The sequence below is a fragment of the Pseudomonas sp. C11 genome (assembly GCF_034683865.1).
GTDB lineage: Bacteria > Pseudomonadota > Gammaproteobacteria > Pseudomonadales > Pseudomonadaceae > Aquipseudomonas.
In genome coordinates this window covers 251,701-273,042 of the sequence record NZ_JAWIIP010000005.1, presented here as the reverse complement: position 1 = coordinate 273,042, position 21,342 = coordinate 251,701, and the positions used below count along the sequence as shown (strand labels likewise).

Here is a 21,342-nt window from a genome sequence, read left to right as displayed (position 1 = left end):
CACCCCGACGCCTGGGCGTCGGAATCCGAAGGAGACTGCCATGCAACTGAAAGACGCCCAACTGTTCCGCCAGCAGGCTTATATCGACGGCCAGTGGCTAGACGCCGACAGCGGCCAGACCATCGCCGTGAACAACCCGGCGACCGGCGAGATTATCGGCCACGTGCCGAAAATGGGCCGTGCGGAAACCCGCCGTGCCGTTGAGGCCGCCGAGAAGGCGCTGCCGGCCTGGCGTGCGCTGACCGCCAAGGAACGCGCGAACAAGTTGCGCCGCTGGTTCGAACTGCTGATGGAGAACCAGGATGACCTCGGTCGCCTGATGACCCTGGAGCAGGGCAAGCCGCTGACCGAAGCCAAGGGCGAGATCGCTTACGCCGCTTCCTTCATCGAGTGGTTCGCCGAAGAAGCCAAGCGCGTCTACGGTGACGTGATCCCGGGCCACCAGCCGGACAAGCGCCTGATCGTGATCAAGCAGCCGATCGGTGTGACCGCCGCCATCACCCCGTGGAACTTCCCCGCCGCGATGATCACCCGCAAGGCTGGCCCGGCCCTGGCCGCCGGTTGCACCATGGTGATCAAGCCGGCTTCGCAAACCCCGTTTTCCGCCCTGGCCCTGGTCGAGCTGGCCGAGCGCGCCGGCATTCCGAAAGGTGTGCTGAGCGTGGTCACCGGCAGTGCCGGCGAAGTGGGTGGTGAGCTGACCAGCAACCCGATCGTGCGCAAGCTGTCCTTCACCGGCTCCACCGAAATCGGTCGCCAGTTGATGGCCGAATGCGCTCAGGACATCAAGAAGGTGTCGCTGGAGCTGGGCGGCAACGCGCCGTTCATCGTCTTCGATGACGCCGACCTGGACGCTGCCGTCGAAGGCGCGCTGATCTCCAAATACCGCAACAACGGCCAGACCTGCGTCTGCGCTAACCGTATCTATGTGCAGGACGGTGTCTACGACGCCTTCGCCGAGAAGCTGATCGCCGCCGTATCCAAGCTGAAGATCGGCAACGGTCTGGAAGACGGCACCACCACCGGCCCGCTGATCGACAGCAAGGCCGTGGCCAAGGTGCAGGAGCACATCGAAGACGCCGTGGGCAAAGGCGCCAAGCTGGCCCTGGGCGGCAAGCCGCACGCGCTCGGTGGCACTTTCTTCGAGCCGACCATTCTGCTCGACGTGCCGAAAACCGCTGCCGTGGCCAAGGAAGAGACCTTCGGCCCGCTGGCGCCGCTGTTCCGCTTCAAGGACGAGGCCGAAGTGATTGCCATGGCCAACGATACCGAGTTCGGCCTGGCCTCCTACTTCTACGCCCGTGACCTGGGCCGCGTGTTCCGCGTGGCCGAAGCGCTGGAGTACGGCATGGTGGGTATCAACACCGGCCTGATCTCCAACGAAGTGGCGCCGTTCGGCGGCGTGAAGGCTTCCGGCCTCGGCCGCGAAGGCTCCAAGTACGGGATCGAGGATTACCTCGAGATCAAGTACATGTGCCTGGGCGGCATCTGATGCCAAGACGGGGCAAGGTGCGAAAGAGCGTGCGGCGCCCCGGTTGTAAGTCGTAACCCTATTGAGTCCCTTGCGGCCCGGTTCAGTCGATCATCGCATGCTGAACCGACCACCCGCCGGGGGCGACCATGAGGACACCATGAGCAAGACCAACGAATCCCTGCTGCAACGCCGCCAGGCCGCCGTACCGCGCGGTGTCGGCCAGATCCACCCGATCGTCGCCGAGCGCGCCGAGAACGCCACCGTGTGGGACGTCGAAGGCCGCGAGTACATCGACTTCGCCGGCGGCATCGCCGTACTGAACACCGGCCACCTGCATCCGAAGGTGATCGCCGCCGTTCAGGAGCAGCTGACCAAGCTGACCCACACCTGCTTCCAGGTGCTGGCCTACGAGCCCTACATCGAGCTGTGCGAAGAAATCGCCAAGCGCGTACCGGGCGACTTCGCCAAGAAGACCCTGCTGGTCACCTCCGGCTCCGAAGCCGTCGAGAACGCCGTGAAGATCGCCCGTGCCGCCACCGGCCGCGCTGGTGTGATCGCCTTCACCGGCGCCTACCACGGCCGCACCATGATGACCCTGTCGCTGACCGGCAAGGTCGTGCCGTACTCCGCCGGCATGGGCCTGATGCCGGCTGGCGTTTACCGCGCCCAGGCACCGTGCCCGCTGCACGGCGTGAGCGAGGACGAGTCCATCGCCAGCATCGAGCGCATCTTCAAGAACGACGCGCAGCCGCAGGACATCGCCGCGATCATCATCGAGCCGGTGCAGGGCGAGGGCGGTTTCTACGTCAACTCCCCGGCCTTCATGCAGCGCCTGCGTGCCCTGTGCGACCAGCACGGCATTCTGCTGATTGCTGACGAAGTGCAGACCGGCGCTGGCCGTACCGGCACCTTCTTCGCCACCGAGCAACTGGGCGTGGTGCCGGATCTGACCACCTTCGCCAAGTCCGTTGGCGGCGGCTTCCCGATCTCCGGCGTGTGCGGCAAGGCCGAGATCATGGACAAGATCGCCCCCGGTGGCCTGGGCGGCACCTATGCCGGTAGCCCGATCGCCTGCGCAGCGGCCCTGGCCGTACTCAAGGTGTTCGACGAAGAGAACCTGCTGGTACGCTCCAACGCCGTCGGCGAGAAGCTCAAAGCCGGCCTGAACAAGATCGCCGAGAAGCACAAGGTGATCGGTGACGTGCGTGGTCTGGGTTCGATGGTCGCCATCGAGCTGTTCGAGGGCGGTGACCACAGCAAGCCGGCTGCCGAGTTGGTGGGCAAGATCGTCGCCAAGGCGCGCGAGAAAGGTCTGATCCTGCTGTCGTGCGGCACCTACTACAACGTCATCCGCTTCCTGATGCCCGTCACCATTCCTGACGCGCAACTGGAAAAAGGCATCGCCATCGTCGCCGAGTGCTTCGACGAACTGGCCTGAGTCGTTCCTGCTGTACCTGCGCCCGTGGCTCACCAGGCCGGGCGCACCTGAGACCCGCCGCGTGCGGGTCTTTTTTTGCCTGCCGGCTGGGGCAGGGCGGGTGAAACCCGCCGGTTCCTTCAAGGCGGGTTGCACCCGCCCTACACGACGCGCGCTCCACTGCCGCTGGGCATGCGCCCACAGAAAAAGGCCCGCGCAAGGCGGGCCAAAGGGTGACAAGCAACAGGAGTTCGGGAACTTACTTGGGCTCGAAGATCACATACACCTTGCGGCAGGCTTCCAGCACTTCCCAGGTGCCGGAGAAACCGGCGGGGATAACGAAGCGGTCGCCAGCACGCACGGTTTTGGCGTTGCCCTCGGCATCGCGCAGTACGGAAACGCCCTGGAGAATCTCGCAGTATTCGTGCTCGGTGTAGTTCACCGTCCACTGGCCCACGGCGCCTTCCCAGATGCCCGTGCTGAACTGGCCACACGGGCTGCTGTAGTGGTTGCGCACGCTCTGCTCGGGATCGCCCTTGAGCACCTTCTCCGGCGCGGGGCGGTAATGTTCGGCGGCCGTGCCGGCCTGGGCGAAGTCGACGATCTGCTCGATGTTCATCGGTCGGTTCCGTAGTGGGCGAAGTGGCGTGCCAGGGGCTGCCGCAGGGGTGGAATCTCAGCAGTCTATGTGTGGAAAAACGAACATGACAAGGGTTTTTCTGTTGTTTTTGTCAAAAATATTGAAAACCCCAGCGCCGCTAGTTTAGTGTGGCGAACAGCTTTGGCCAGTGCGTTGGCCTCACCCGATTTTTGCCGGTGGCTGCCCTGTGCGGGCGCACCCAGGCCCACAAGAGAGGATGCCGGAATGACTGATCTGACCCATGCCGACTGGGAGCAACGTGCCCAGAACCTGAACATCGAGACCCGTGCCTTCGTGCATGGTGAATACCGTGCGGCTGAGTCCGGCGCCACCTTCGATTGCATCAGCCCGGTCGATGGCCGTGTGCTGGGTCAGGTCGCCAGCTGTGACCTGGCTGACGCCGAACTTGCAGTCAAGGATGCCCGCGTCACTTTCGAGTCCGGCGTGTGGTCGCGTCTGGCGCCGGTCAAGCGCAAGGAAGTGATGATCCGCTTCGCCGATCTGCTCGACGCTCACGCCGAAGAGCTGGCCCTGCTGGAAACCCTGGACATGGGCAAGCCGATCGGCGATTCGCTGAGTATCGACGTGCCGGCTGCATCGCGTGCCCTGCGCTGGAGCGGCGAAGCCATCGACAAGATCTACGACGAAGTGGCTGCCACCCCGCACGATGAGCTGGGCCTGGTCACCCGCGAGCCGGTGGGCGTGGTTGCCGCCATCGTGCCGTGGAACTTCCCGCTGCTGATGACCTGCTGGAAGCTCGGCCCGGCGCTGTCCACCGGCAACTCGGTGATCCTCAAGCCGTCCGAAAAATCGCCGCTGACCGGCATTCGCATCGCCCAACTGGCCATCGAGGCGGGCATTCCGGCTGGCGTATTCAACGTGCTGCCGGGCTTCGGCCACACCGTTGGCAAGGCCCTGGCCCTGCACATGGACGTCGACACCCTGGTGTTCACCGGTTCGACCAAGATCGCCAAGCAACTGATGATCTACGCCGGCGAGTCGAACATGAAGCGCGTCTGGCTGGAAGCCGGTGGCAAGAGCCCGAACATCGTCTTCGCCGACGCCCCGGATCTCAAGGCCGCTGCCGCTGCGGCGGCCAGCGCCATTGCCTTCAACCAGGGCGAGGTCTGCACCGCCGGCTCGCGCCTGCTGGTGGAGAACTCCATCAAGGATCAGTTCGTGCCGCTGGTGGTCGAGGCCATCAAGGGTTGGAAGCCTGGCCATCCGCTGGATCCGGCCACCAACGTCGGTGCGCTGGTCGACACCACGCAGATGAACAACGTGCTGAGCTACATCCAGGCGGGCCACGAAGACGGTGCCAAGCTGGTGGCCGGCGGCAAGCGCGTGCTGGAAGAAACCGGCGGCACCTACGTCGAGCCGACCATCTTCGACGGCGTGAACAACGCCATGCGCATCGCTAAGGAAGAGATCTTCGGCCCGGTGCTGTCGGTGATCGGTTTCGATGACGAGGCCGAAGCCGTGGCCATCGCCAACGACACCATCTATGGCCTGGCGGCTGGCATCTGGACCAGCAACCTGTCCCGCGCCCATCGCGTCGGCCGCGCCGTGCGTGCCGGCAGCGTATGGATTAACCAGTACGATGGCGGTGACATGACCGCGCCCTTCGGCGGCTTCAAGCAGTCCGGTAATGGCCGCGACAAGTCGCTGCATGCCTTCGACAAGTACACCGAGATCAAGGCGACCTGGATCAAGCTCTGAACTGCAGCTTCAGGCTGCAAGCCACAGGCCGCAGTTAACGGCGGCTGAGGTGTGTGGCTGAGCGATCCAACTGCGGCTGGGCTTCCTCGGGAAGTCCGGCCGTTTTGCTTCTGTGACTATGCACTGTAGGCGCCGCGCTAGCGCATGTGCAGCGCCGCTCGGTTGTGCCAGCGGTCGCTAAGCCCGCCATGACAACAAGGAATCTGACCATGCGTTGGGGTACCTATTTCGCCGTTTGCGCGGCGGTCATCAGTATCGGCCTGGCGCTGGGCGTGACCATGCCGCTGGTGTCGCTGCGCCTGGAAAGCTGGGGCTACGATTCCTTCGCCATCGGCGTAATGGCCGCCACGCCTGCGGTGGGCGTACTCCTCGGCGCCTCGCTGGCCGGGCGCCTGGCGGCGCGTTTCGGCACTACCTTGCTGATGCAACTCTGCCTGCTGCTCGGCGCGCTATCGGTGGCCGGGCTGGCACTGCTGCAGAACTACGCGGTGTGGGTCGCCTTGCGCCTGTTCATCGGCGTGGCATTGACCGTGGTGTTCGTGCTCGGCGAGAGCTGGATCAATCAACTGGCCGTGGAAAAGTGGCGTGGGCGCCTGGTGGCGCTGTATGGCACCGGCTATGCGCTGAGCCAACTGAGTGGGCCGCTGCTGCTCAGCGCCCTGGGCACCCGCACCGACCTGGGTTTCTGGACGGGGGTGGGGCTTCTGGTCGGTGGCTCGCTGATGCTGCTCGGGCGCAGCGGTGCGCCGCAGGTCGATGCCCATAGCGCCTCGGGGCGTGGCTTGCTGAGCTTCTGCGGCAAGCTGCCGGCGATTGCCTGGGCGGTGATGCTGTTCGCCGCCTTCGAGGCGATGATGCTGACCCTGCTGCCGATCTATGGTTTGCGCCAGGGGTTCAACCAGGAGGTCGCTCTGCTGATGGCCAGCGTGGTGGTGGTCGGCGATGCCGCGCTGCAACTGCCCATCGGCTGGCTAGCCGACCGCATGTCGCGACAGACGCTGTTTCGCGGCTGCGGTATCGTCCTGCTGCTGTCCAGCCTGGCGATTCCGTTGCTGCTGCATACGCCGTTGGTGTGGCCGGTGTTCGTCGCCTTCGGCGCCAGTGCCGGCGGCCTGTTCACCCTGTCGCTGATCATGATTGGCGAGCGCTACCGCGATGACGAACTGGTGCGCGCCAATGCCCATGTCGCCCAGCTCTGGGGCCTTGGTTGCCTGGTCGGGCCGCTGCTTACCGGCGCGGTAAGTCAGTGGCTCAGTGGCCATGCCCTGCCGTTGATGATGGCGGCGGGTGCGCTGGTATTCATCGTCCTGGCCGGGCGACCCGGTGCGTTCAGCGACGCAGTGCCAGATACGCGCGGCTAAGCGCCTCTAGCGCCAGAGCCCTAGGTCTTGGCTCTGATCCAGTTTGCTCTCTGCGATCAGCTCGGTGATGCTCGTGCCGATCTGACGAATGGCCGCCTCGAGCTCCGGGCTGCTCGGCTTGGCGTAGTTCAGGCGGATGCAGTTGCGGTACTTGCCTGCGGCGGAAAAGATGCTGCCAGGCGCCACCCGCAGTTTGTGTGCGGCCAGGCGCCGGTTCAGGCGCAGGCTGTCGAAGCCTTGCGGCATTTCCACCCAGAGCATGAAACCGCCTTGCGGTTGGCTGACGCGCGTACCCGGCGGGAAGTAGCGGCTGACCCAGTCGGTCATCTGCTGGCGGCCACGGGCGTAGAGCTTGCGCATCTGCCGCAGGTGCGGCTGGTAGAACCCTTCGCGGAGGAACTCGGCAATGGCCAATTGCGGCAACTGGGCACTCTGCCCGGTGCCCATGTATTTCATGTGCAGCACCTGCTGCAGGTAGCGCCCGGGAGCGATCCAGCCGATGCGCAGGCCCGGCGCCAGTGTTTTGGAGAAGGAGTTGCACAGCAGCACGCGGCCATCCTCATCGAATGACTTGATGCTGCGTGGGCGCGGGTAGTGATAGGCCAGGTCGCCGTAGATATCGTCCTCGATGATCGCCACATCGAAGCGCTGCGCCAGCGCCAACAAGGCGCGTTTGTTGGCCTCGGGCATGATGTAGCCGAGCGGATTGTTGCAACTTGGGGTGAGCTGGATGGCTTTGATTGGCCATTGCTCCAGCGCCATCTCCAGGGCTTCCAGGCTGATCCCGGTCAGGGGGTCGGTGGGCAGCTCCAGTGCCTTGAGGCCAAAGCCCTTGAGCACCTGCATGACGCCGTGGAAGCTCGGCGAATCGACCGCAACGATATCGCCCGGCTGGCAGATGGCACGCAGCGCCGTCGACAGGGCTTCGTGACAGCCGGTGGTGATGACGATGTCCTCGGCGGCCAACTGGCAGCCGGAGTCCAGCGCCAGACGGGAGATTTCCTGGCGCAGGGTGATCTCACCCTCCACCGCACCGTAACTCAGCTCGCGCAGGCTCTGCCGCCTGCTCAGGCGAGACAGACTGCGCAGCAGCGGCTTGAGCGTCGGCGAGCTGATGTCAGGAATACCCCGGCTGAGTTGCAGGGTTTCGCCATAGACCGGCTCGCTGACCAGCTCCAGTACCTGCTCCCACTGCGACACTTCCACCGGTCGCTGCGGCGCGCGGCTGACCTGCGGTAACTCCGGCTGCTGGCGCCCGTGGGTGACGAAGTAGCCGGACTTGGGCCGTGGCGTGGCCAGGCCTTGATCCTCCAGTTGGCGATAGGCCTGTTGCACGGTGCTGAGGCTGACACCGTGCTCCTGGCTGAGCGCGCGTACCGAAGGTAGGCGCTCACCCGGACGGAACAGCCCTTGCTCGATACGAGCGGCCAGTTCTTCGGCGAGATTCAGGTAGAGCGTCATGAATGGCCTCGTCGTACCGGAAATGACCAGTACAGATTGCGCTGAAAACGGGAATTCAGATGGGAATTCGGCAGATCTGTATGGATTTAATAGAGGTTTTTTGAATCTGTCATGGCTTTTCGGATAGGCGCATTCTGGTTTCCCATGAGCGCCATCAGGAGAACAGGGCCATGCGCATCATCGACGAGGTAGCGAGAGGAGCAGGAGGCACTGTTTCAGCCGTGACTCCGGTAGACAGCGGTCGGCAAGCCAGCGAGGGCCATCGCTGGGCGAACTTCTGGCGTCGTTTGCATACCAGTCGAGAGCTGCGCCACCTGAGTGATGAGGCCCTGGCCGATGTCGGCCTGACCCGCGCCGAGGCAAATCGCGAAGCCTATCTGCCGTTCTGGAAGATGCTCTAGCATCGTAGGGTGGGTTAGCAGCGCTGAGCACCGTTCCAGCAGCCACACACGGGTTCGTGCGCTGCGTAACCCACCAGTCGGCCTCTCAGGCGATGCCGACAACCCCCCGCTTAGAGCACTTCCTTCAACCGATGCCAGAGCATGCCCAGCGCCAGCAAGGGCGAGCGCAGGTACTGGCCGCCGGGGAAGGTCATGTGCGGCACCTTGGCGAACAGCTCGAAGCCGCCGCCCATCTGGCCGGCGATGGCTTCGCCGAGCAGCTTGCCGGCCAGGTGGGTGGCGTTCACCCCATGGCCGGAATAGGCCTGGGCGTAGAACACATTGGGTTGATCCTGAAGCCGGCCGATCTGCGGCAGGCGGTTGGCGCCAATGCCGATCATGCCGCCCCACTGATAGTCGATGCGCACGTTGGCCAGTTGCGGGAACACCTTGAGCATCTTCGGCCGCATGTAGCCGGCGATATCTGCCGGGTCGCGCCCTGAATAGTGGCAGGCGCCGCCGAACAGCAGGCGGCGGTCGGCGGACAGGCGGTAGTAATCCACCGTCACGCGCTGGTCGCACAGCGCCATGTTCTGCGGGATCAGTTGCCGTGCCTGCTCTTCGGAGAGCGGCTCGGTGGCGATGATGTAGCTGCCGGCTGGCAGCACCTTGCCGCCCAGCTGCGCATTCAGCCCGTTGAGGTAGGCATTGCAGGCCAGCACCAGCGTGCTGGCGCGCACCTGTCCGCCGGCGGTGTGCACGCGCACTTCGCTGCCATAGTCGATGCGGGTGACGGCTGAGTTCTCGAATAGCTGCACGCCCAGCGACTGCGCTGCCGCCGCTTCTCCGAGCGCCAGGTTGAGCGGGTGCAGGTGCCCGGAGCCGCTGTCGATCATGGCGCCATGGTAGTTGTTCGAGCCGACCACCTCGTGCACCCGCTCCTTGGGGATCAGGCGCAGCTCGTGGCGGTAGCCGAGGCTTTCCAGCTCGGCCTTGTCGGCGGCGAAATCATCCAGATGGGCGGGCTTGTTGGCCAGGTCGCAATAACCCCAGGTCAGGTCGCAGTCGATCTGGAACTTGGCGACGCGCTCGCGCACGATCTCCACGGCCTCCAGGCCCATCAGCTTGAACTGGCGCACGCCTTCTGTGCCGACCACCGATTCGAACTGCTCGACACCATGGCCGACGCCGCGAATCAACTGCCCGCCGTTGCGCCCGCTGGCGCCCCAGCCGATCTTGTGCGCTTCCAGCAGGGCCACCGAGAAGCCTTTCTGGGCCAGCTCGATGGCCGTGTTCAGGCCGCTGAAGCCGCCACCGACCACGCACACGTCCACCTTCAGCTCCCCCTGCAGCGGCGGGTAGGCCAACTGGCGATTGACGCTGGCGGCATAGTAGGACGCGGCATGCTGAGGCTGGTGAACGCGGGCGTTCATGTGCGAAATCCTGAATTGGTGTGTGGAAAATTCAACGCAGCATAAGCGCGTGATCGTTATCACGCCAAGAGATGGGCAGAAAAAAGCAGGCTGCGTCCGTTCATGTTGCTCTGGTCTATCGCCGCTGAAGCGCCTCCCACACAGCTCCGTGGGAGGGGCTTTAGCCGCGACTTAAGGAATGACATCGGGGCGCCTGGCAGTAAACTGGTCGCCATCACTTCAGGATGCCCGACGATGAGCTGCACCGACCGCAAGATCGACCACCTGCGCCGGCAGATTCCGCGCTTCGACTGCGTGCCGGGCTGCCACGACTGCTGCGGGCCGGTCACGGCATCGTCCGAAGAGCTGGCGCGCCTGCCGGTGAAAAGCGATGCCGAACACGATGCGGCCCTGGCCGAGTACAACTGCGTGCACCTGGGGCCGAACGGCTGTGAGGTGTATGACCAGCGCCCGCTGATCTGCCGCCTGTTCGGCACCACGCCGAACCTGCCATGCCCGCATGGCCGTGGGCCGGAGCAACCGATCGAGCCGGCAGTGGAGCGTCAGGTGCACCGGCTGATCGCCACGACGCGGCAACGGCTGGTGTAGAACGCAGCGGCATCGCCTACGCGCACGGCATGCGCTTCACTCCGGCACCGGCAGCGCCAGGCTCTCCTTCACCTCTTCCATGACGATATAGCTCTTCGACTCGCGCACGTGCGGCAGCTTGAGCAGGATGTCGCCGAGCAGCTTGCGGTAGCTGGCCATCTCGTTGATGCGCGCCTTCACCAGGTAGTCGAAGTCACCGGACACCAGATGGCACTCCAGCACGTGCGGCAGTTTGAGCACGGCGCGGCGGAACTCCTCGAAGGTGTCACCGGACTTGTAGTCCAGGCTGATCTCGACGAACACCAGCAGGTTGGCCTTGAGGTTCTGCGGGTTGAGGCGGGCGTGGTAGCCCATGATGATGCCTTCGCGCTCCAGGCGGCGTACACGCTCGGTGCAGGGCGTGGTCGACAGGCCCACGCGCTCGCCCAGTTCGGTGAAGCTGATGCGCCCATCCTCCTGCAGGATACGGAGGATGTTGCGGTCTATCTTGTCCAGTTCACGACGGCTTTGATGCTGGGTTCTCATGGGGAATCCGCCTCTGTAAAACGGCTTTTTGCCAAGAATTCTCGCCAAATATAGCTATGTATATGGTGAAAAGCACTGCATGGCTCTTTCTATACTGCGCCCATCTACAACAGTGGCCTGTAACGCACGTGCCTTGGGCGCGGCGGGGAGAAAAACATGCGTGTTCTGGTTCTCGGCAGCGGTGTGATTGGTACCGCCAGTGCTTACTACCTCGCCCGTCAAGGCTTCGAGGTGGTGGTGGTCGACCGCCAGGATGGCCCGGCCTTGGAAACCAGCTTTGCCAATGCTGGCCAGGTTTCCCCCGGCTACGCGTCGCCCTGGGCCGCTCCGGGCGTGCCGCTGAAAGCCATCAAGTGGCTGCTGCAAAAGCACGCGCCGCTGGCGATCAAGGCTACCGGTGACGTCGACCAGTACCTGTGGATGGCGCAGATGCTGCGCAACTGCACTGCCAGCCGCTATGCGATCAACAAGGAGCGCATGGTGCGCCTGTCCGAGTACAGCCGCGACTGCCTCGACGAGCTGCGTGCCGAGACCGGCATCGCCTATGAAGGCCGCCAGCTCGGCACCACCCAGTTGTTCCGCACCCAGGCCCAGGTCGATGCCGCCGCCAAGGACATCGCCGTGCTGGAAGCCTCCGGTGTACCGTTCGAGCTGCTCGACCGCGACGGCATCGCCCGCGTCGAACCGGCCCTGGCTGGCGTCAAGCACAAGCTGGCCGGCGCTCTGCGTCTGCCCAACGACCAGACCGGCGACTGCCAGATGTTCACCACCAAGCTGGCGGACATGGCCAAGGCGCTCGGCGTCGAGTTCCGTTTCGGCCAGAACATCCAGCGCCTGGACGCCGTGGGCGACCGTATCAACGGTGTATGGATCGACGGCAAGCTGGAAACCGCTGATCGTTACGTGCTCGCCCTCGGCAGCTACAGCCCGCAACTGCTCAAGCCGCTGGGTATCCGAGCTCCGGTGTATCCGCTCAAGGGCTACTCGCTGACCGTGCCGATCACCAACCCGGACATGGCGCCGACCTCGACCATTCTCGACGAGACCTACAAGGTCGCCATCACCCGCTTCGACGGTCGCATCCGCGTCGGCGGTATGGCCGAGATCGCCGGTTTCGACCTGTCGCTCAATCCGCGTCGTCGCGAAACCCTGGAGATGATCACCTCCGACCTCTACCCGGAAGGCGGTGATCTGCAGCGCGCCGATTTCTGGACTGGCCTGCGCCCGGCCACGCCCGACGGTACCCCGATCGTCGGCGCCACCGCCTACCGCAACCTGTTCCTCAACACCGGTCACGGCACCCTGGGTTGGACCATGGCCTGCGGTTCCGGTCGTCTGCTGGCCGACCTGATGGCCAACAAGCGCCCGCAGATCAGCGCTGATGGCCTGGATATCTCGCGTTACTCGCGCAAGGCTCGCGAAGTGCACAGCGCACCGCAGCCGCTGCGCACCTGATAGGCTGCGCGGCCCGGAAATTCAAAGGAGATTCGCAGCATGTCGATCCAGCGCCTGCATGTGGCCAAACGCTACAGCGAAGTGGTGATCCACAACGGCACGATTTACCTCGCCGGCCAGTTGGCCGACGACTTCGACGGTGACATCCGCGAGCAGACCCGCCAGACCCTGGCCAACATCGACAAGATGCTGGCCGAGGGTGGCAGCGACAAGAGCAAGATCCTCTCGCTGACCATCTTCCTCAAGGACATGGCCGACTATGACGGCCTCAACGCCGAGTACGACGCCTGGGTTGCCGACGGCCATGCGCCGGCCCGCGCCTGCGTCGAGGCGAAGATGTACAAGCCTGAAGTACTGGTGGAAATGTGCGTGGTGGCGGCCGTCTGAGGCGACCACCATCGGAACAGTTTTTTACGGCCCGCCATCCTTGGCGGCCGCCCTTACGGGCCGTCGCTGGGCGACGTCAAAAATTGTTCCAGACAATTTTTTGTGTTGGCTTCTCGCCCGGCTTCCCCTGCCGGGCTTTTTTTATAGCGTGTGGCCCGGATTGTTTCCGGGCTGCGAAACCAGCGAAGCAGTGAGAAATAACGAACCATGCGCCCTGCCCGTGCCCTGATCGACCTCGATGCCCTGCGTCACAACTACCGAATGGCCCGCGAGCTGAGCGGCGCGCGCGCCCTGGCCGTGGTCAAGGCCGATGCCTACGGGCATGGTGCGGTACGTTGCGCGCAGGCGCTACAGGATGAGACCGACGGTTTTGCCGTGGCCTGCATCGAAGAAGCACTGGTGCTGCGTGAGGCCGGTATCAGCGCACCGATCCTGCTGCTCGAAGGCTTCTTCGAGGCCGATGAGCTGGCACTGATCGACCAGCATGAACTGTGGTGCGTGGTGCATGCCCAGTGGCAGATCGAGGCCATCGAACAGGCGCAACTGCGCAAGCCGCTGACTGTCTGGCTCAAGCTGGATTCCGGCATGCACCGCGTCGGTCTGCATCCGGCCGAGTACCAGGCTGCCTACCGCCGCCTGCTGGCCAGCGGCAAGGTCAGCAAGATCGTATTGATGAGCCACTTCGCCCGCGCTGACGAACTCGACTGCGGTCGCACCGCCGAGCAACTGGCAGTATTCCAGCAAGCACGCGAAGGACTCGCCGCCGAGGTCAGCCTGCGCAACTCGCCGGCCTTGCTGGGCTGGCCCCAGGTACCCAGCGACTGGGTGCGCCCCGGCATCATGCTGTATGGCGCCACCCCGTTCGAAGAGGCGCAGGAACAGGCCGCGCGCCTGCAGCCGGTGATGACCTTGGAATCGAAGGTCATCAGCGTGCGTGAACTGCCAGCGGGGGAGCCGGTGGGCTATGGCGCGCGTTTCATCGCCGAGCGGCCGACCCGCGTCGGCGTGGTCGCCATGGGCTATGCCGATGGTTATCCGCGCCATGCGCCAACCGGCACGCCGGTGGCGGTGGACGGCCAACTGACGCGTCTGATCGGGCGTGTGTCGATGGACATGCTCACCGTCGACCTCACCGATCTGCCGCAGGCGGGCCTGGGCAGCCGCGTCGAGCTTTGGGGCAAGCAGGTATTGGCCAGCGATGTTGCCACGGCGGCGGGCAGCATTCCCTACCAGATCTTCTGCAACCTGCGGCGGGTGCCTCTGCAGTACACGGGCGGCTGATTTCGCCGCCTGTAGGGCACCTCTAAAAACTATCTGCGTTGCCATCGCTGCGTTAAAAACAGGCTCGTGCGCGAGTCCGATCAAAATGCTCATTTACAGCGCGTAAAGTCGAGCGCGACTCCGACCGTTTTTCGCCTGTTTTTGCGGGGCCGCCATCGGTATTGCGCTGGCTGCCTCGCCTACGTTTTTAGAGGCACCCTGTAGGAGAGTCTGCACGCAGGCGTTGTAAATTCCGAACGCTATGCCATGATACGGACACTTTTCCGCATCCACCCCTTAAGGGAGGGCAACAGCATTGGACGTCGGCGTTCGCCTGCAATCGATTCGTAAGCTCAAAGGTCTATCCCAGCGTGAACTCGCCAAGCGTGCGGGTGTCACCAACAGCACCATCTCGATGATCGAGAAGAACAGCGTCAGTCCCTCGATCAGCTCGCTGAAAAAGGTGCTCAGCGGCATTCCCATGTCCCTGGTGGAATTCTTCTCCCTCGATCTGGAGCAGGAGAATCAGACCCAGGTGGTCTACCGGGCGGCCGAGCTTACCGATATCTGCAGCGGCGCCATCACCATGAAGCTGATCGGCAAGGCGCATCCGAGCCGGGCCATCGCCTTTCTCGATGAAACCTACCCAGCGGGTTCCGACACCGGCGACGACATGTACGCCCACGAGGGCGAAGAGGCCGGCATGCTGGTCGAAGGCCGCCTGGAGCTGACCGTCGGCAACGAGGTGTTCGTGCTGGAGCCGGGCGACAGCTACTACTTCGAGAGCAGCAAGCCGCACCGTTTCCGCAACCCCTTCGATGTGCCGGCGCGCCTGATCAGTGCCACCTCGCCAGCGAACTTCTAAGCTCGCTCCTTTTGCCTGATTGCAACCGGCTCGATCCGTTAACGGGTCGAGCCTGCATCAGCGGCCCAAGCGCTAGAATGGCGTCCTCATTCAATGGACAGAACCGGCCTTGCGCCGGTACGGCAAGGAGCCTGCAGCATGGCAGCCAGCAACAAGTGGTTGATTTCTTCGCTCGCCTATTACCTCGACTTTTTCACCGTCCCGCTGCTGATCATGGTGGCGTTGCTGATCGGGCCCGTTCTGTTCTGGCAGATGGTGGCCGGCGTATTGATCTGGAGCTTCGTCGAATACGCCATGCATCGTTTCCTCTTCCATTCGTTGTATCGCCGGGAACACTGGACGCATCACGTCGATGTGCTGGCGTTGATCGGCATTTCCAGCTGGAAGACCAGCGCGGCGTTCCTGGCGTTGGTGGTGCTTTTCCAGGCTCTGGGCATGGCCTCGCTGATCGCTGGCGTCATGCTGGGCTATCTGGCCTATATCAGCGTGCATTACGTCATGCACCGTCCTGAGCATCCGCTCTATCGCTTCATCCCCGGCCTGGTGCGCAACCACGACCTGCACCATCAGCGCGGAGTGGAAAAGAACTTCGGCGTCTCTTCTCCGCTCTGGGATCACATCCTGGGCACCTACGTGGCGGTAAGTCATGCCGAGCTGTCCGAGGGTGTTGGCAGCAAGGCCCGCTAAGCCTGCCTCTGTGGGCAGAAGTCTGCGACAATCTGGATTGTTTCGGCCTGACCGGCTAACCGTTATACTGTCGCCCGCTCGCGAAACCGTGGCCGCGGGCGTGACTAGCCACGAAGAGGGTGTACCGTGAATCTGATGAAGAAAATGCTGGCAGTACCGACTGCCGTATTGGCCCTGTGGGCAGTGACTGCTCAGGCCACGACCGATGAAGCCATCGCCGAACGCCTCAAGCCGGTCGGTGAAGTGTGTGTCATGGGCCAGGAGTGCAAGGGCGTCGGTACCGTCGCCGCAACTGCTGGCGGTGGCGCGCGCACCCCGGATGACATCATTGCCAAGCACTGTAATGCCTGCCATGGCACCGGTGTGCTGGGCGCGCCGAAGATCGGCGATACCGCTGCCTGGAAAGACCGCGCCGACCACCAGGGCGGCCTCGACGGCATCCTGGCCAAGGCCATTTCCGGTATCAACGCCATGCCGCCGAAAGGCACCTGCGCCGATTGCTCGGAAGACGAGCTGCGTGGCGCCATCAAGAAGATGTCCGGCCTGTAAGACCGACGCTTCCGAGAAGAGCCGCCCCATAGGCGGCTTTTTTGTGCGTGCCGTTCGGCAGTGCGCGGCTCGATTGTTTAGCGGGCTGCAATCCGAACGTCTGTAAAATTCGATTTAACGCATCTCTGGGCCTGTGCGACGCTGCCTAGCCATGAGTTCCCCAGCCTGTCGTGCCATGCCCCAGCAGCACCGTGCCCCCGCGCGGCGTCGTTTGCTGGAACGACTCAATCCGCTGCTGACCATCATCCTCGCCTTCTGGGCCTTGTGGCATTGCCGCCACGCGCGCCCGCCGGATGTCGTCCTCGCCCGCTGAATACCGATGGCTGCGCCATGCCCGCAGCCGCTGATACCCGTTTGTCTGCCTGTGCAACCTGTTCGAGATCGAGCGGGCCGTGCGGACATTGAGCGCCCAACTGGCGCAAGCGAGCGCAACATGACGACTTTCGCCCCCGTGCAGGAAGCTCAGGACTTCCTGACGAATAATTCCGATATCGAGCTGATCGAGCTGTTCATCCTCGACGCCAATGGCGTGCCGCGCGGCAAGCTGCTGCACCGCGAGGAATTGCTGGCGCTGTACCAGAGTGGCCGACCGCTGCCGAGCACCATGCTCGGCCTGTCCATCCAGGGCGAGGATGTCGAGGACTCCGGCCTGGTCTGGGAGGTGGGCGATATCGACTGCCGCGCCTACCCGTTGCCCGGCAGCCTGGTGCGCCTGCCCTGGCGGCAGATGCCCACCGCTGCCGTGCAGGTGTCGATGCACCCCACCGAAGGCCTGCCGGCCACCCCGGCCGACCCGCGCCAGTTGCTGATCCGCGTGATCGAGCAGCTCGAAGCCGAGGGTTATTACCCGGTGATGGCCTGCGAGCTGGAGTTCTACCTGCTCGACCAGAAGCGCGATGCCGAGGGGCGCCCGCAACCGGCGCTGGACGCAGACGGCGGCCGCCCACGGCAGACCCAGGTCTACGGTCTGCGCGAACTGGAGCAGATCGAGCCGTTCCTGCGCGACCTCTATGCCGCCTGCAAGGCGCAGGGCATTCCCGCGCGCACGGCGATTTCCGAATACGCCCCCGGGCAGGTGGAAATCACCCTGGAGCACGGCCCGGTGCTGGCAGCGATGGATCAGGCGGTGCGCTACAAGCGCCTGGTCAAGGGCGTGGCGCACCGCCACGGCATGCAGGCCTGCTTCATGGCCAAGCCGTTCGATCACCTGGCTGGCACTGGCATGCACATGCACGTCAGCCTGGCCGATGCGCAGGGCAACAACCTCTTTGCCAGCGAAGATCCGGCCGGTACGCCGCTGCTGCGCGAGGCTGTAGGCGGCATGCTCGCCAGCCTGCTCGATTCGCTGCTGCTGTTCTGCCCCAACGCCAACTCCTACCGGCGCTTCCAGGCCAACAGCTATGCGCCGCTGGCGCCGACCTGGGGTGTGGACAACCGCACCGTCAGCCTGCGCGTACCGGGCGGCCCGGCCAATACCCGGCACGTCGAACACCGCATCTGTGGCGCCGACGCCAACCCCTACCTCGCCGCCGCCGCGATCCTCGCCGGAATTCACCGGGGGATTCGTGACCAGCTCGACCCCGGCGCGCCAATCGAAGGCAATGGCTACGCCCAGGCCACCGAGTACCTGCCGACCCAGTGGTCGGCGGCGATCCAGGCGCTGGAGCAGTCCAGTTGGGCGCGCGATGCCTTTGGCGCTGACTTCCTCAAGGTGTATCTGGCGGTCAAGCGTGCCGAGTATCGCCAGTTCATGGGCGAGGTCGGTGAGCAGGACTGGCGCTGGTACCTGAGCAACGCCTGATGGCCCTGATTTGCAGAAGTCGCGGCTGAAGCCCCTCCCACAGGACACCCATACCCCCCGTTCCGTGGGAGGGGCTTTAGCCGCGACAATAGATTCATCGGTGCAAACGCACCCCAAGGACATGCAATGAACACGATCAAGCAACCCGCCAAACCCGCCGCCGAGCGCGCGCCGTCCTACTACTCGGCCTCGCTCAATTTCGAGAGCGACTACCCGACCCTGCAGGGCAGTGTCACCGTCGACGTGGCCATCATCGGTGGCGGTTTCACCGGCATCGCCACGGCGGTGGAGCTGGCCGAGCGCGGCCTCAAGGTCGCCGTGGTGGAAACCAACAAGGTTGGCTGGGGCGCCAGCGGGCGCAACGGCGGCCAGGTCACCGGCAGCCTCTCCGGCGACGAGGCCATGCGCAAGCAGATGCGCAACACGCTGGGCGACGAGGTGGACGACTTCATCTGGCACCTGCGCTGGCGCGGTCACGAAATCATCAAGAGCCGCGTGGCCAAGTACGGCATCGACTGCGACCTCAAGCATGGCCACCTGCATACGGCGATGAAAGCCAGCCATATGGACGAGCTCAAGGCGACCTACGACGAAGCGCTGCGTCGTGGCATGGAAGCCGATGTCACCCTGCTCGACGCCGCTGGCGTGCGTGCGCAACTGGGCAGCGAGCTGTACTGCGGTGCGCTAAAAAACACCCGCAACATGCACCTGCACCCGCTCAACCTGTGCCTCGGCGAGGCCAAGGCCGCCGAGAGCCTGGGCGCGCTGATCTTCGAGCACTCCGAAGTGCTGGATATCGTCCACGGGCCGCGTCCGGCAGTGGTCACCACGGGCGGGCGCATCGAGGCCAAGCAGGTGCTGCTGGCCGGTGACGTCTACCACAAGCTGGAGCGGCGCAAACTCAAGGGCCTGATCTTCCCGGCCATGGGCGGCATCGTTACCACCGCGCCGCTAGGCGCCGAGCTGATCGAGGCGATCAACCCGCATGACCTCGCGGTGTACGACTGCCGCTTCGTGCTCGATTACTACCGCCTGACCGGCGATGGCCGCCTGCTGTTCGGCGGCGGTGCCAACTACTCCGGGCGCGACTCACGCGACATCGCCGGCGAGCTGCGCCCGTGCATCGAGCGCACCTTCCCACAGCTCAAGGGCGTGCAGATCGATTTCCAGTGGAGCTGCGCCATGGGCATCGTGATGAACCGCATCCCGCAACTGGGCAAGCTCTCGTCCAACGTCTGGTACTGCCAGGGCTACTCCGGCCACGGCGTGGCGACCACCCACATCATGGGCGAGATCATGGCCAAGGCCATCACCGGTGACCTGGAACAGTACGACACCTTCGCCGCCTGCAAACACATCAAGGTGCCGCTCGGCGACCAGCTCGGCAACCCGATGCTGGCCGCCGGCATGTGGTACTACCAGATGCTGGAGAAGCTGCGCTGACCACCGGCATTAGCCACCCTGCGCCTGCAAAAACAACGCAAACAGCTCCGACTGCGACTTGATCCCCAGCTTGCTGTAGACGTGCTTGCGGTGCACCTTCACGGTCTCCGCCGAGATCGCCAGCTTGCGCGCCACTTCCTTGCTGGAGTGGCCGCTGAGCATCAGTCGTACCACTTCCAGTTCGCGCCCGGTCAGCGCCGTTTCCACTTGCCGGGCCATCTGTTCCAGACGCTCCTGCCAGGGCGGCGGGGCGCTGGGTTCGCCCGGCTCCGGTTCGAACGCCAGGCGCTGGCGCATCAGCGCGGTGACCCAGGGCTGCACCAGGCTGAGCAGGGCGATCTGTTCCGGGCGGAAGGCCTGGCGCGAGCCCAGCGACAGGCACAGGGTGCGCTCGCCTGGCAGCGGCAGGTTGATCTGTACCTCGTCGGCCACCACGTTGAGGCTGAAGTAACGGCGGAAGTAGTCGGTCTGCTCGAAGCACTCGGGTGCCACGTCAGCCAGACGCACCAGGCCGTCGCGGCGGCCTTCGCGGCTGGCGATGTAGAAGGGGTCGAGCAGGTACAGGCCGCGCAGGTAATCCTGGAACAGCAGGTCGGGCTCGCCGTCGTCGCCGGCGCATTCGGCCAGCACCTGTGGCCGCCCCTCGCTGAAGATCAGCGCCACCCAACTGTCGTGCGCCACGTATTGCCCCAGCGTGCGCACCAGGGCGCGCCAGAAGTGCGGGCTGGGCAGGGCGTCGATGAGTTCGCCTACGCTGCGGTGAAAGGCGATGTCGTGCAAGGTCATGGTCATGCCTCTACCCTCTGGGGGTTACCCCACGTGCGTGATTTCGCCCGGGCGACCCTGTCTCCATACTCGAACCCTGGCGGATGGCTGCCGGCATTCTGGGTAGCCGCCGCGCGTCGTGCAACAACAAGAATCGGAGCCCTGTCATGCAAGTCGAACTCGTCCAGCTCGCTGGCCGTGATGGCGATACCGCCTACAACCTCGCTGCCGCGCTGGAGGCCATCGCCGGTTGCGCGGCGGGCACCCGTCTGGTGGTTTTCCCGGAAACCTACCTGACCGGCTTCCCCACTGCCGAGAACATCGCCGCCCTGGCCGAGCCGCTGGATGGCCCGAGCCTGCAGGCGATCCACCGCGCCGCCCGTGAACGCAACCTGGCTGTGGCCATCGGCATCGCCGAGAACGACAACGGCCGCTTCTACAACACCACGGTGCTGCTCGACGGCGATGACCTCGTGCTCAAGTACCGCAAGACCCATCTGTGGGCATCTGATCGCGGCGTATTCGAGCCGGGCGACCGCTACGCCACGGCGCTACTGGATGACGTGCGCGTCGGCCTGCTGGTGTGCTTCGACATCGAATTCCCGGAAAGCGCCCGCGCCCTGGGCGAGCTGGGCGCCGAGCTGCTGATCGTCACCAACGGCAATATGGATCCCTACGGGCCGACCCACCGCACCGCGATCATGGCGCGGGCCATGGAGAACCAGGCCTATGCGGTGATGACCAATCGCGTCGGCGAGGGTGATGGCGGCCTGGTGTTCGCCGGTGGCAGCGCGGTGGTCGATCCCTCCGGCACCCTGCTGCTGGAGGCCGGCCGCGAGCCGTGCCGGCAGACCATCGAGCTGGATTTCCAGCGTCTGGCCGAAGCGCGCCGCGACTACCGCTACCTGGATGAGCGCCGTATGCCGATGCCCGGCCAGCGTGTCGAGCACGACAGCGGTTTACGTGAGCTGTTGATCCCCTGACTTTTCTCAGAACCTGTTCACGATCTCGCGAGCTAGAGCCATACAAGGTAAAAACAGGCGAGGACGCGGAGTTTACGAGCTGTAAATGAGCAGTCCGAGCCTGTTTTTAACGAAGTAGGGCCGACGCGCAGCAGATCGTGAACAGGTTC

21 protein-coding genes are annotated in these 21,342 nt (G+C 64.4%); 16 read left to right on the top strand and 5 right to left on the bottom strand.

Going from position 1 to position 21,342, the window contains the following annotated elements; genetic code table 11:
• Nucleotides 1-40 precede the first annotated feature (40 nt).
• Nucleotides 41-1,492 carry an NADP-dependent succinate-semialdehyde dehydrogenase gene (gene gabD, locus VC352_RS10775; protein WP_322979554.1) on the top strand — a complete coding sequence of 484 codons (1,452 nt, stop codon included), beginning with the start codon at nucleotides 41-43 and terminating at the stop codon, nucleotides 1,490-1,492.
• A 139-nt stretch (nucleotides 1,493-1,631) separates the two neighbouring features.
• Nucleotides 1,632-2,912 (top strand): 4-aminobutyrate--2-oxoglutarate transaminase, encoded by a 1,281-nt coding sequence (gene gabT, locus VC352_RS10770; RefSeq protein WP_322979553.1) that lies wholly within the window; start codon nucleotides 1,632-1,634, stop codon nucleotides 2,910-2,912.
• 238 nt (nucleotides 2,913-3,150) lie between these two features.
• Here gabT and VC352_RS10765 read toward each other — a convergent pair whose 3' ends face one another.
• Complete coding sequence (locus tag VC352_RS10765) at nucleotides 3,151-3,510, bottom strand: cupin domain-containing protein (protein WP_322979552.1); 360 nt, start codon at nucleotides 3,508-3,510, stop codon at nucleotides 3,151-3,153.
• Nucleotides 3,511-3,756: 246 nt separating this feature from the next.
• On the opposite strand from VC352_RS10765, the gene VC352_RS10760 reads away from it, so the two are divergent.
• Together VC352_RS10760 and VC352_RS10755 are read left to right on the top strand one after the other, a co-directional pair.
• A complete protein-coding gene (locus tag VC352_RS10760; RefSeq protein ID WP_322979551.1) occupies nucleotides 3,757-5,250 on the top strand; it encodes an aldehyde dehydrogenase in 1,494 nt (497 codons plus the stop codon).
• A 209-nt stretch (nucleotides 5,251-5,459) separates the two neighbouring features.
• Entirely contained in the window at nucleotides 5,460-6,611 is a 1,152-nt protein-coding gene (locus VC352_RS10755) for an MFS transporter (protein ID WP_322979550.1), read from the top strand.
• Between the two features lie 6 nt (nucleotides 6,612-6,617).
• Here the strand turns inward: VC352_RS10755 and VC352_RS10750 are convergent, their stop codons facing one another.
• Nucleotides 6,618-8,072 (bottom strand): PLP-dependent aminotransferase family protein, encoded by a 1,455-nt coding sequence (locus VC352_RS10750; RefSeq protein WP_322979549.1) that lies wholly within the window; start codon nucleotides 8,070-8,072, stop codon nucleotides 6,618-6,620.
• A 170-nt stretch (nucleotides 8,073-8,242) separates the two neighbouring features.
• Here VC352_RS10750 and VC352_RS10745 point away from each other — a divergent pair, with 170 nt between their 5' ends.
• Nucleotides 8,243-8,473: a DUF1127 domain-containing protein gene (locus VC352_RS10745; protein ID WP_322979548.1), complete on the top strand. Its 231-nt coding sequence runs from the start codon at nucleotides 8,243-8,245 to the stop codon at nucleotides 8,471-8,473.
• A 110-nt stretch (nucleotides 8,474-8,583) separates the two neighbouring features.
• Here VC352_RS10745 and VC352_RS10740 read toward each other — a convergent pair whose 3' ends face one another.
• The gene (locus VC352_RS10740; protein WP_322979547.1) at nucleotides 8,584-9,885 is read right to left on the bottom strand and encodes an FAD-binding oxidoreductase; all 1,302 of its coding nucleotides are present in this window, start codon (nucleotides 9,883-9,885) and stop codon (nucleotides 8,584-8,586) included.
• 234 nt (nucleotides 9,886-10,119) lie between these two features.
• Here VC352_RS10740 and VC352_RS10735 point away from each other — a divergent pair, with 234 nt between their 5' ends.
• Nucleotides 10,120-10,473 carry a YkgJ family cysteine cluster protein gene (locus tag VC352_RS10735; protein WP_074677774.1) on the top strand — a complete coding sequence of 118 codons (354 nt, stop codon included), beginning with the start codon at nucleotides 10,120-10,122 and terminating at the stop codon, nucleotides 10,471-10,473.
• Nucleotides 10,474-10,509: 36 nt separating this feature from the next.
• On the opposite strand, the gene dadR is transcribed toward VC352_RS10735, so the two are convergent.
• Entirely contained in the window at nucleotides 10,510-10,998 is a 489-nt protein-coding gene (dadR, locus tag VC352_RS10730; protein WP_017678280.1) for a transcriptional regulator DadR, read from the bottom strand.
• 156 nt (nucleotides 10,999-11,154) lie between these two features.
• Between dadR and dadA the strand changes: the two genes are divergently transcribed.
• The 9 genes from dadA (at nucleotide 11,155) to VC352_RS10685 (ending at nucleotide 19,445) form a co-directional block, all read left to right on the top strand.
• Complete coding sequence (gene dadA / locus VC352_RS10725) at nucleotides 11,155-12,453, top strand: D-amino acid dehydrogenase (protein WP_322979546.1); 1,299 nt, start codon at nucleotides 11,155-11,157, stop codon at nucleotides 12,451-12,453.
• 39 nt (nucleotides 12,454-12,492) lie between these two features.
• On the top strand, nucleotides 12,493-12,840 hold the full coding sequence (locus tag VC352_RS10720; RefSeq protein ID WP_013713456.1) for a RidA family protein: 348 nt from the start codon (nucleotides 12,493-12,495) through the stop codon (nucleotides 12,838-12,840).
• Between the two features lie 207 nt (nucleotides 12,841-13,047).
• Entirely contained in the window at nucleotides 13,048-14,121 is a 1,074-nt protein-coding gene (gene alr / locus VC352_RS10715) for an alanine racemase (RefSeq protein WP_322979545.1), read from the top strand.
• A 295-nt stretch (nucleotides 14,122-14,416) separates the two neighbouring features.
• Nucleotides 14,417-14,965 (top strand): cupin domain-containing protein, encoded by a 549-nt coding sequence (locus tag VC352_RS10710; protein ID WP_322979544.1) that lies wholly within the window; start codon nucleotides 14,417-14,419, stop codon nucleotides 14,963-14,965.
• Nucleotides 14,966-15,103: 138 nt separating this feature from the next.
• Nucleotides 15,104-15,652 (top strand): sterol desaturase family protein, encoded by a 549-nt coding sequence (locus VC352_RS10705; RefSeq protein ID WP_322979543.1) that lies wholly within the window; start codon nucleotides 15,104-15,106, stop codon nucleotides 15,650-15,652.
• A gap of 126 nt (nucleotides 15,653-15,778) precedes the next feature.
• Nucleotides 15,779-16,201, top strand: coding sequence for a c-type cytochrome (locus VC352_RS10700; RefSeq protein ID WP_322979542.1), 423 nt, complete (start codon nucleotides 15,779-15,781; stop codon nucleotides 16,199-16,201).
• 151 nt (nucleotides 16,202-16,352) lie between these two features.
• Nucleotides 16,353-16,514, top strand: a complete 162-nt coding sequence (locus tag VC352_RS10695; RefSeq protein ID WP_322979621.1) for a hypothetical protein — start codon at nucleotides 16,353-16,355, stop codon at nucleotides 16,512-16,514.
• A 120-nt stretch (nucleotides 16,515-16,634) separates the two neighbouring features.
• Nucleotides 16,635-18,002 (top strand): glutamine synthetase family protein, encoded by a 1,368-nt coding sequence (locus VC352_RS10690; RefSeq protein WP_322979541.1) that lies wholly within the window; start codon nucleotides 16,635-16,637, stop codon nucleotides 18,000-18,002.
• 126 nt (nucleotides 18,003-18,128) lie between these two features.
• Nucleotides 18,129-19,445 carry an FAD-binding oxidoreductase gene (locus tag VC352_RS10685; protein ID WP_322979540.1) on the top strand — a complete coding sequence of 439 codons (1,317 nt, stop codon included), beginning with the start codon at nucleotides 18,129-18,131 and terminating at the stop codon, nucleotides 19,443-19,445.
• A gap of 9 nt (nucleotides 19,446-19,454) precedes the next feature.
• Here the strand turns inward: VC352_RS10685 and VC352_RS10680 are convergent, their stop codons facing one another.
• Nucleotides 19,455-20,237 carry a helix-turn-helix transcriptional regulator gene (locus VC352_RS10680; RefSeq protein ID WP_322979539.1) on the bottom strand — a complete coding sequence of 261 codons (783 nt, stop codon included), beginning with the start codon at nucleotides 20,235-20,237 and terminating at the stop codon, nucleotides 19,455-19,457.
• 140 nt (nucleotides 20,238-20,377) lie between these two features.
• Here VC352_RS10680 and VC352_RS10675 point away from each other — a divergent pair, with 140 nt between their 5' ends.
• A complete protein-coding gene (locus VC352_RS10675; RefSeq protein ID WP_322979538.1) occupies nucleotides 20,378-21,193 on the top strand; it encodes a carbon-nitrogen hydrolase family protein in 816 nt (271 codons plus the stop codon).
• The last annotated feature ends 149 nt before the right edge of the window (nucleotides 21,194-21,342 follow it).

Coding starts and splice junctions, on each gene's coding strand:
- gabD (WP_322979554.1), top strand. CDS start 41: ATGCAACTGAAAGACGCCCAACTGTTCCGCCAGCAGGCTTATATCGAC.
- gabT (WP_322979553.1), top strand. CDS start 1,632: ATGAGCAAGACCAACGAATCCCTGCTGCAACGCCGCCAGGCCGCCGTA.
- VC352_RS10765 (WP_322979552.1), bottom strand. CDS start 3,510: ATGAACATCGAGCAGATCGTCGACTTCGCCCAGGCCGGCACGGCCGCC.
- VC352_RS10760 (WP_322979551.1), top strand. CDS start 3,757: ATGACTGATCTGACCCATGCCGACTGGGAGCAACGTGCCCAGAACCTG.
- VC352_RS10755 (WP_322979550.1), top strand. CDS start 5,460: ATGCGTTGGGGTACCTATTTCGCCGTTTGCGCGGCGGTCATCAGTATC.
- VC352_RS10750 (WP_322979549.1), bottom strand. CDS start 8,072: ATGACGCTCTACCTGAATCTCGCCGAAGAACTGGCCGCTCGTATCGAG.
- VC352_RS10745 (WP_322979548.1), top strand. CDS start 8,243: ATGCGCATCATCGACGAGGTAGCGAGAGGAGCAGGAGGCACTGTTTCA.
- VC352_RS10740 (WP_322979547.1), bottom strand. CDS start 9,885: ATGAACGCCCGCGTTCACCAGCCTCAGCATGCCGCGTCCTACTATGCC.
- VC352_RS10735 (WP_074677774.1), top strand. CDS start 10,120: ATGAGCTGCACCGACCGCAAGATCGACCACCTGCGCCGGCAGATTCCG.
- dadR (WP_017678280.1), bottom strand. CDS start 10,998: ATGAGAACCCAGCATCAAAGCCGTCGTGAACTGGACAAGATAGACCGC.
- dadA (WP_322979546.1), top strand. CDS start 11,155: ATGCGTGTTCTGGTTCTCGGCAGCGGTGTGATTGGTACCGCCAGTGCT.
- VC352_RS10720 (WP_013713456.1), top strand. CDS start 12,493: ATGTCGATCCAGCGCCTGCATGTGGCCAAACGCTACAGCGAAGTGGTG.
- alr (WP_322979545.1), top strand. CDS start 13,048: ATGCGCCCTGCCCGTGCCCTGATCGACCTCGATGCCCTGCGTCACAAC.
- VC352_RS10705 (WP_322979543.1), top strand. CDS start 15,104: ATGGCAGCCAGCAACAAGTGGTTGATTTCTTCGCTCGCCTATTACCTC.
- VC352_RS10695 (WP_322979621.1), top strand. CDS start 16,353: ATGAGTTCCCCAGCCTGTCGTGCCATGCCCCAGCAGCACCGTGCCCCC.
- VC352_RS10690 (WP_322979541.1), top strand. CDS start 16,635: ATGACGACTTTCGCCCCCGTGCAGGAAGCTCAGGACTTCCTGACGAAT.
- VC352_RS10685 (WP_322979540.1), top strand. CDS start 18,129: ATGAACACGATCAAGCAACCCGCCAAACCCGCCGCCGAGCGCGCGCCG.
- VC352_RS10680 (WP_322979539.1), bottom strand. CDS start 20,237: ATGACCATGACCTTGCACGACATCGCCTTTCACCGCAGCGTAGGCGAA.
- VC352_RS10675 (WP_322979538.1), top strand. CDS start 20,378: ATGCAAGTCGAACTCGTCCAGCTCGCTGGCCGTGATGGCGATACCGCC.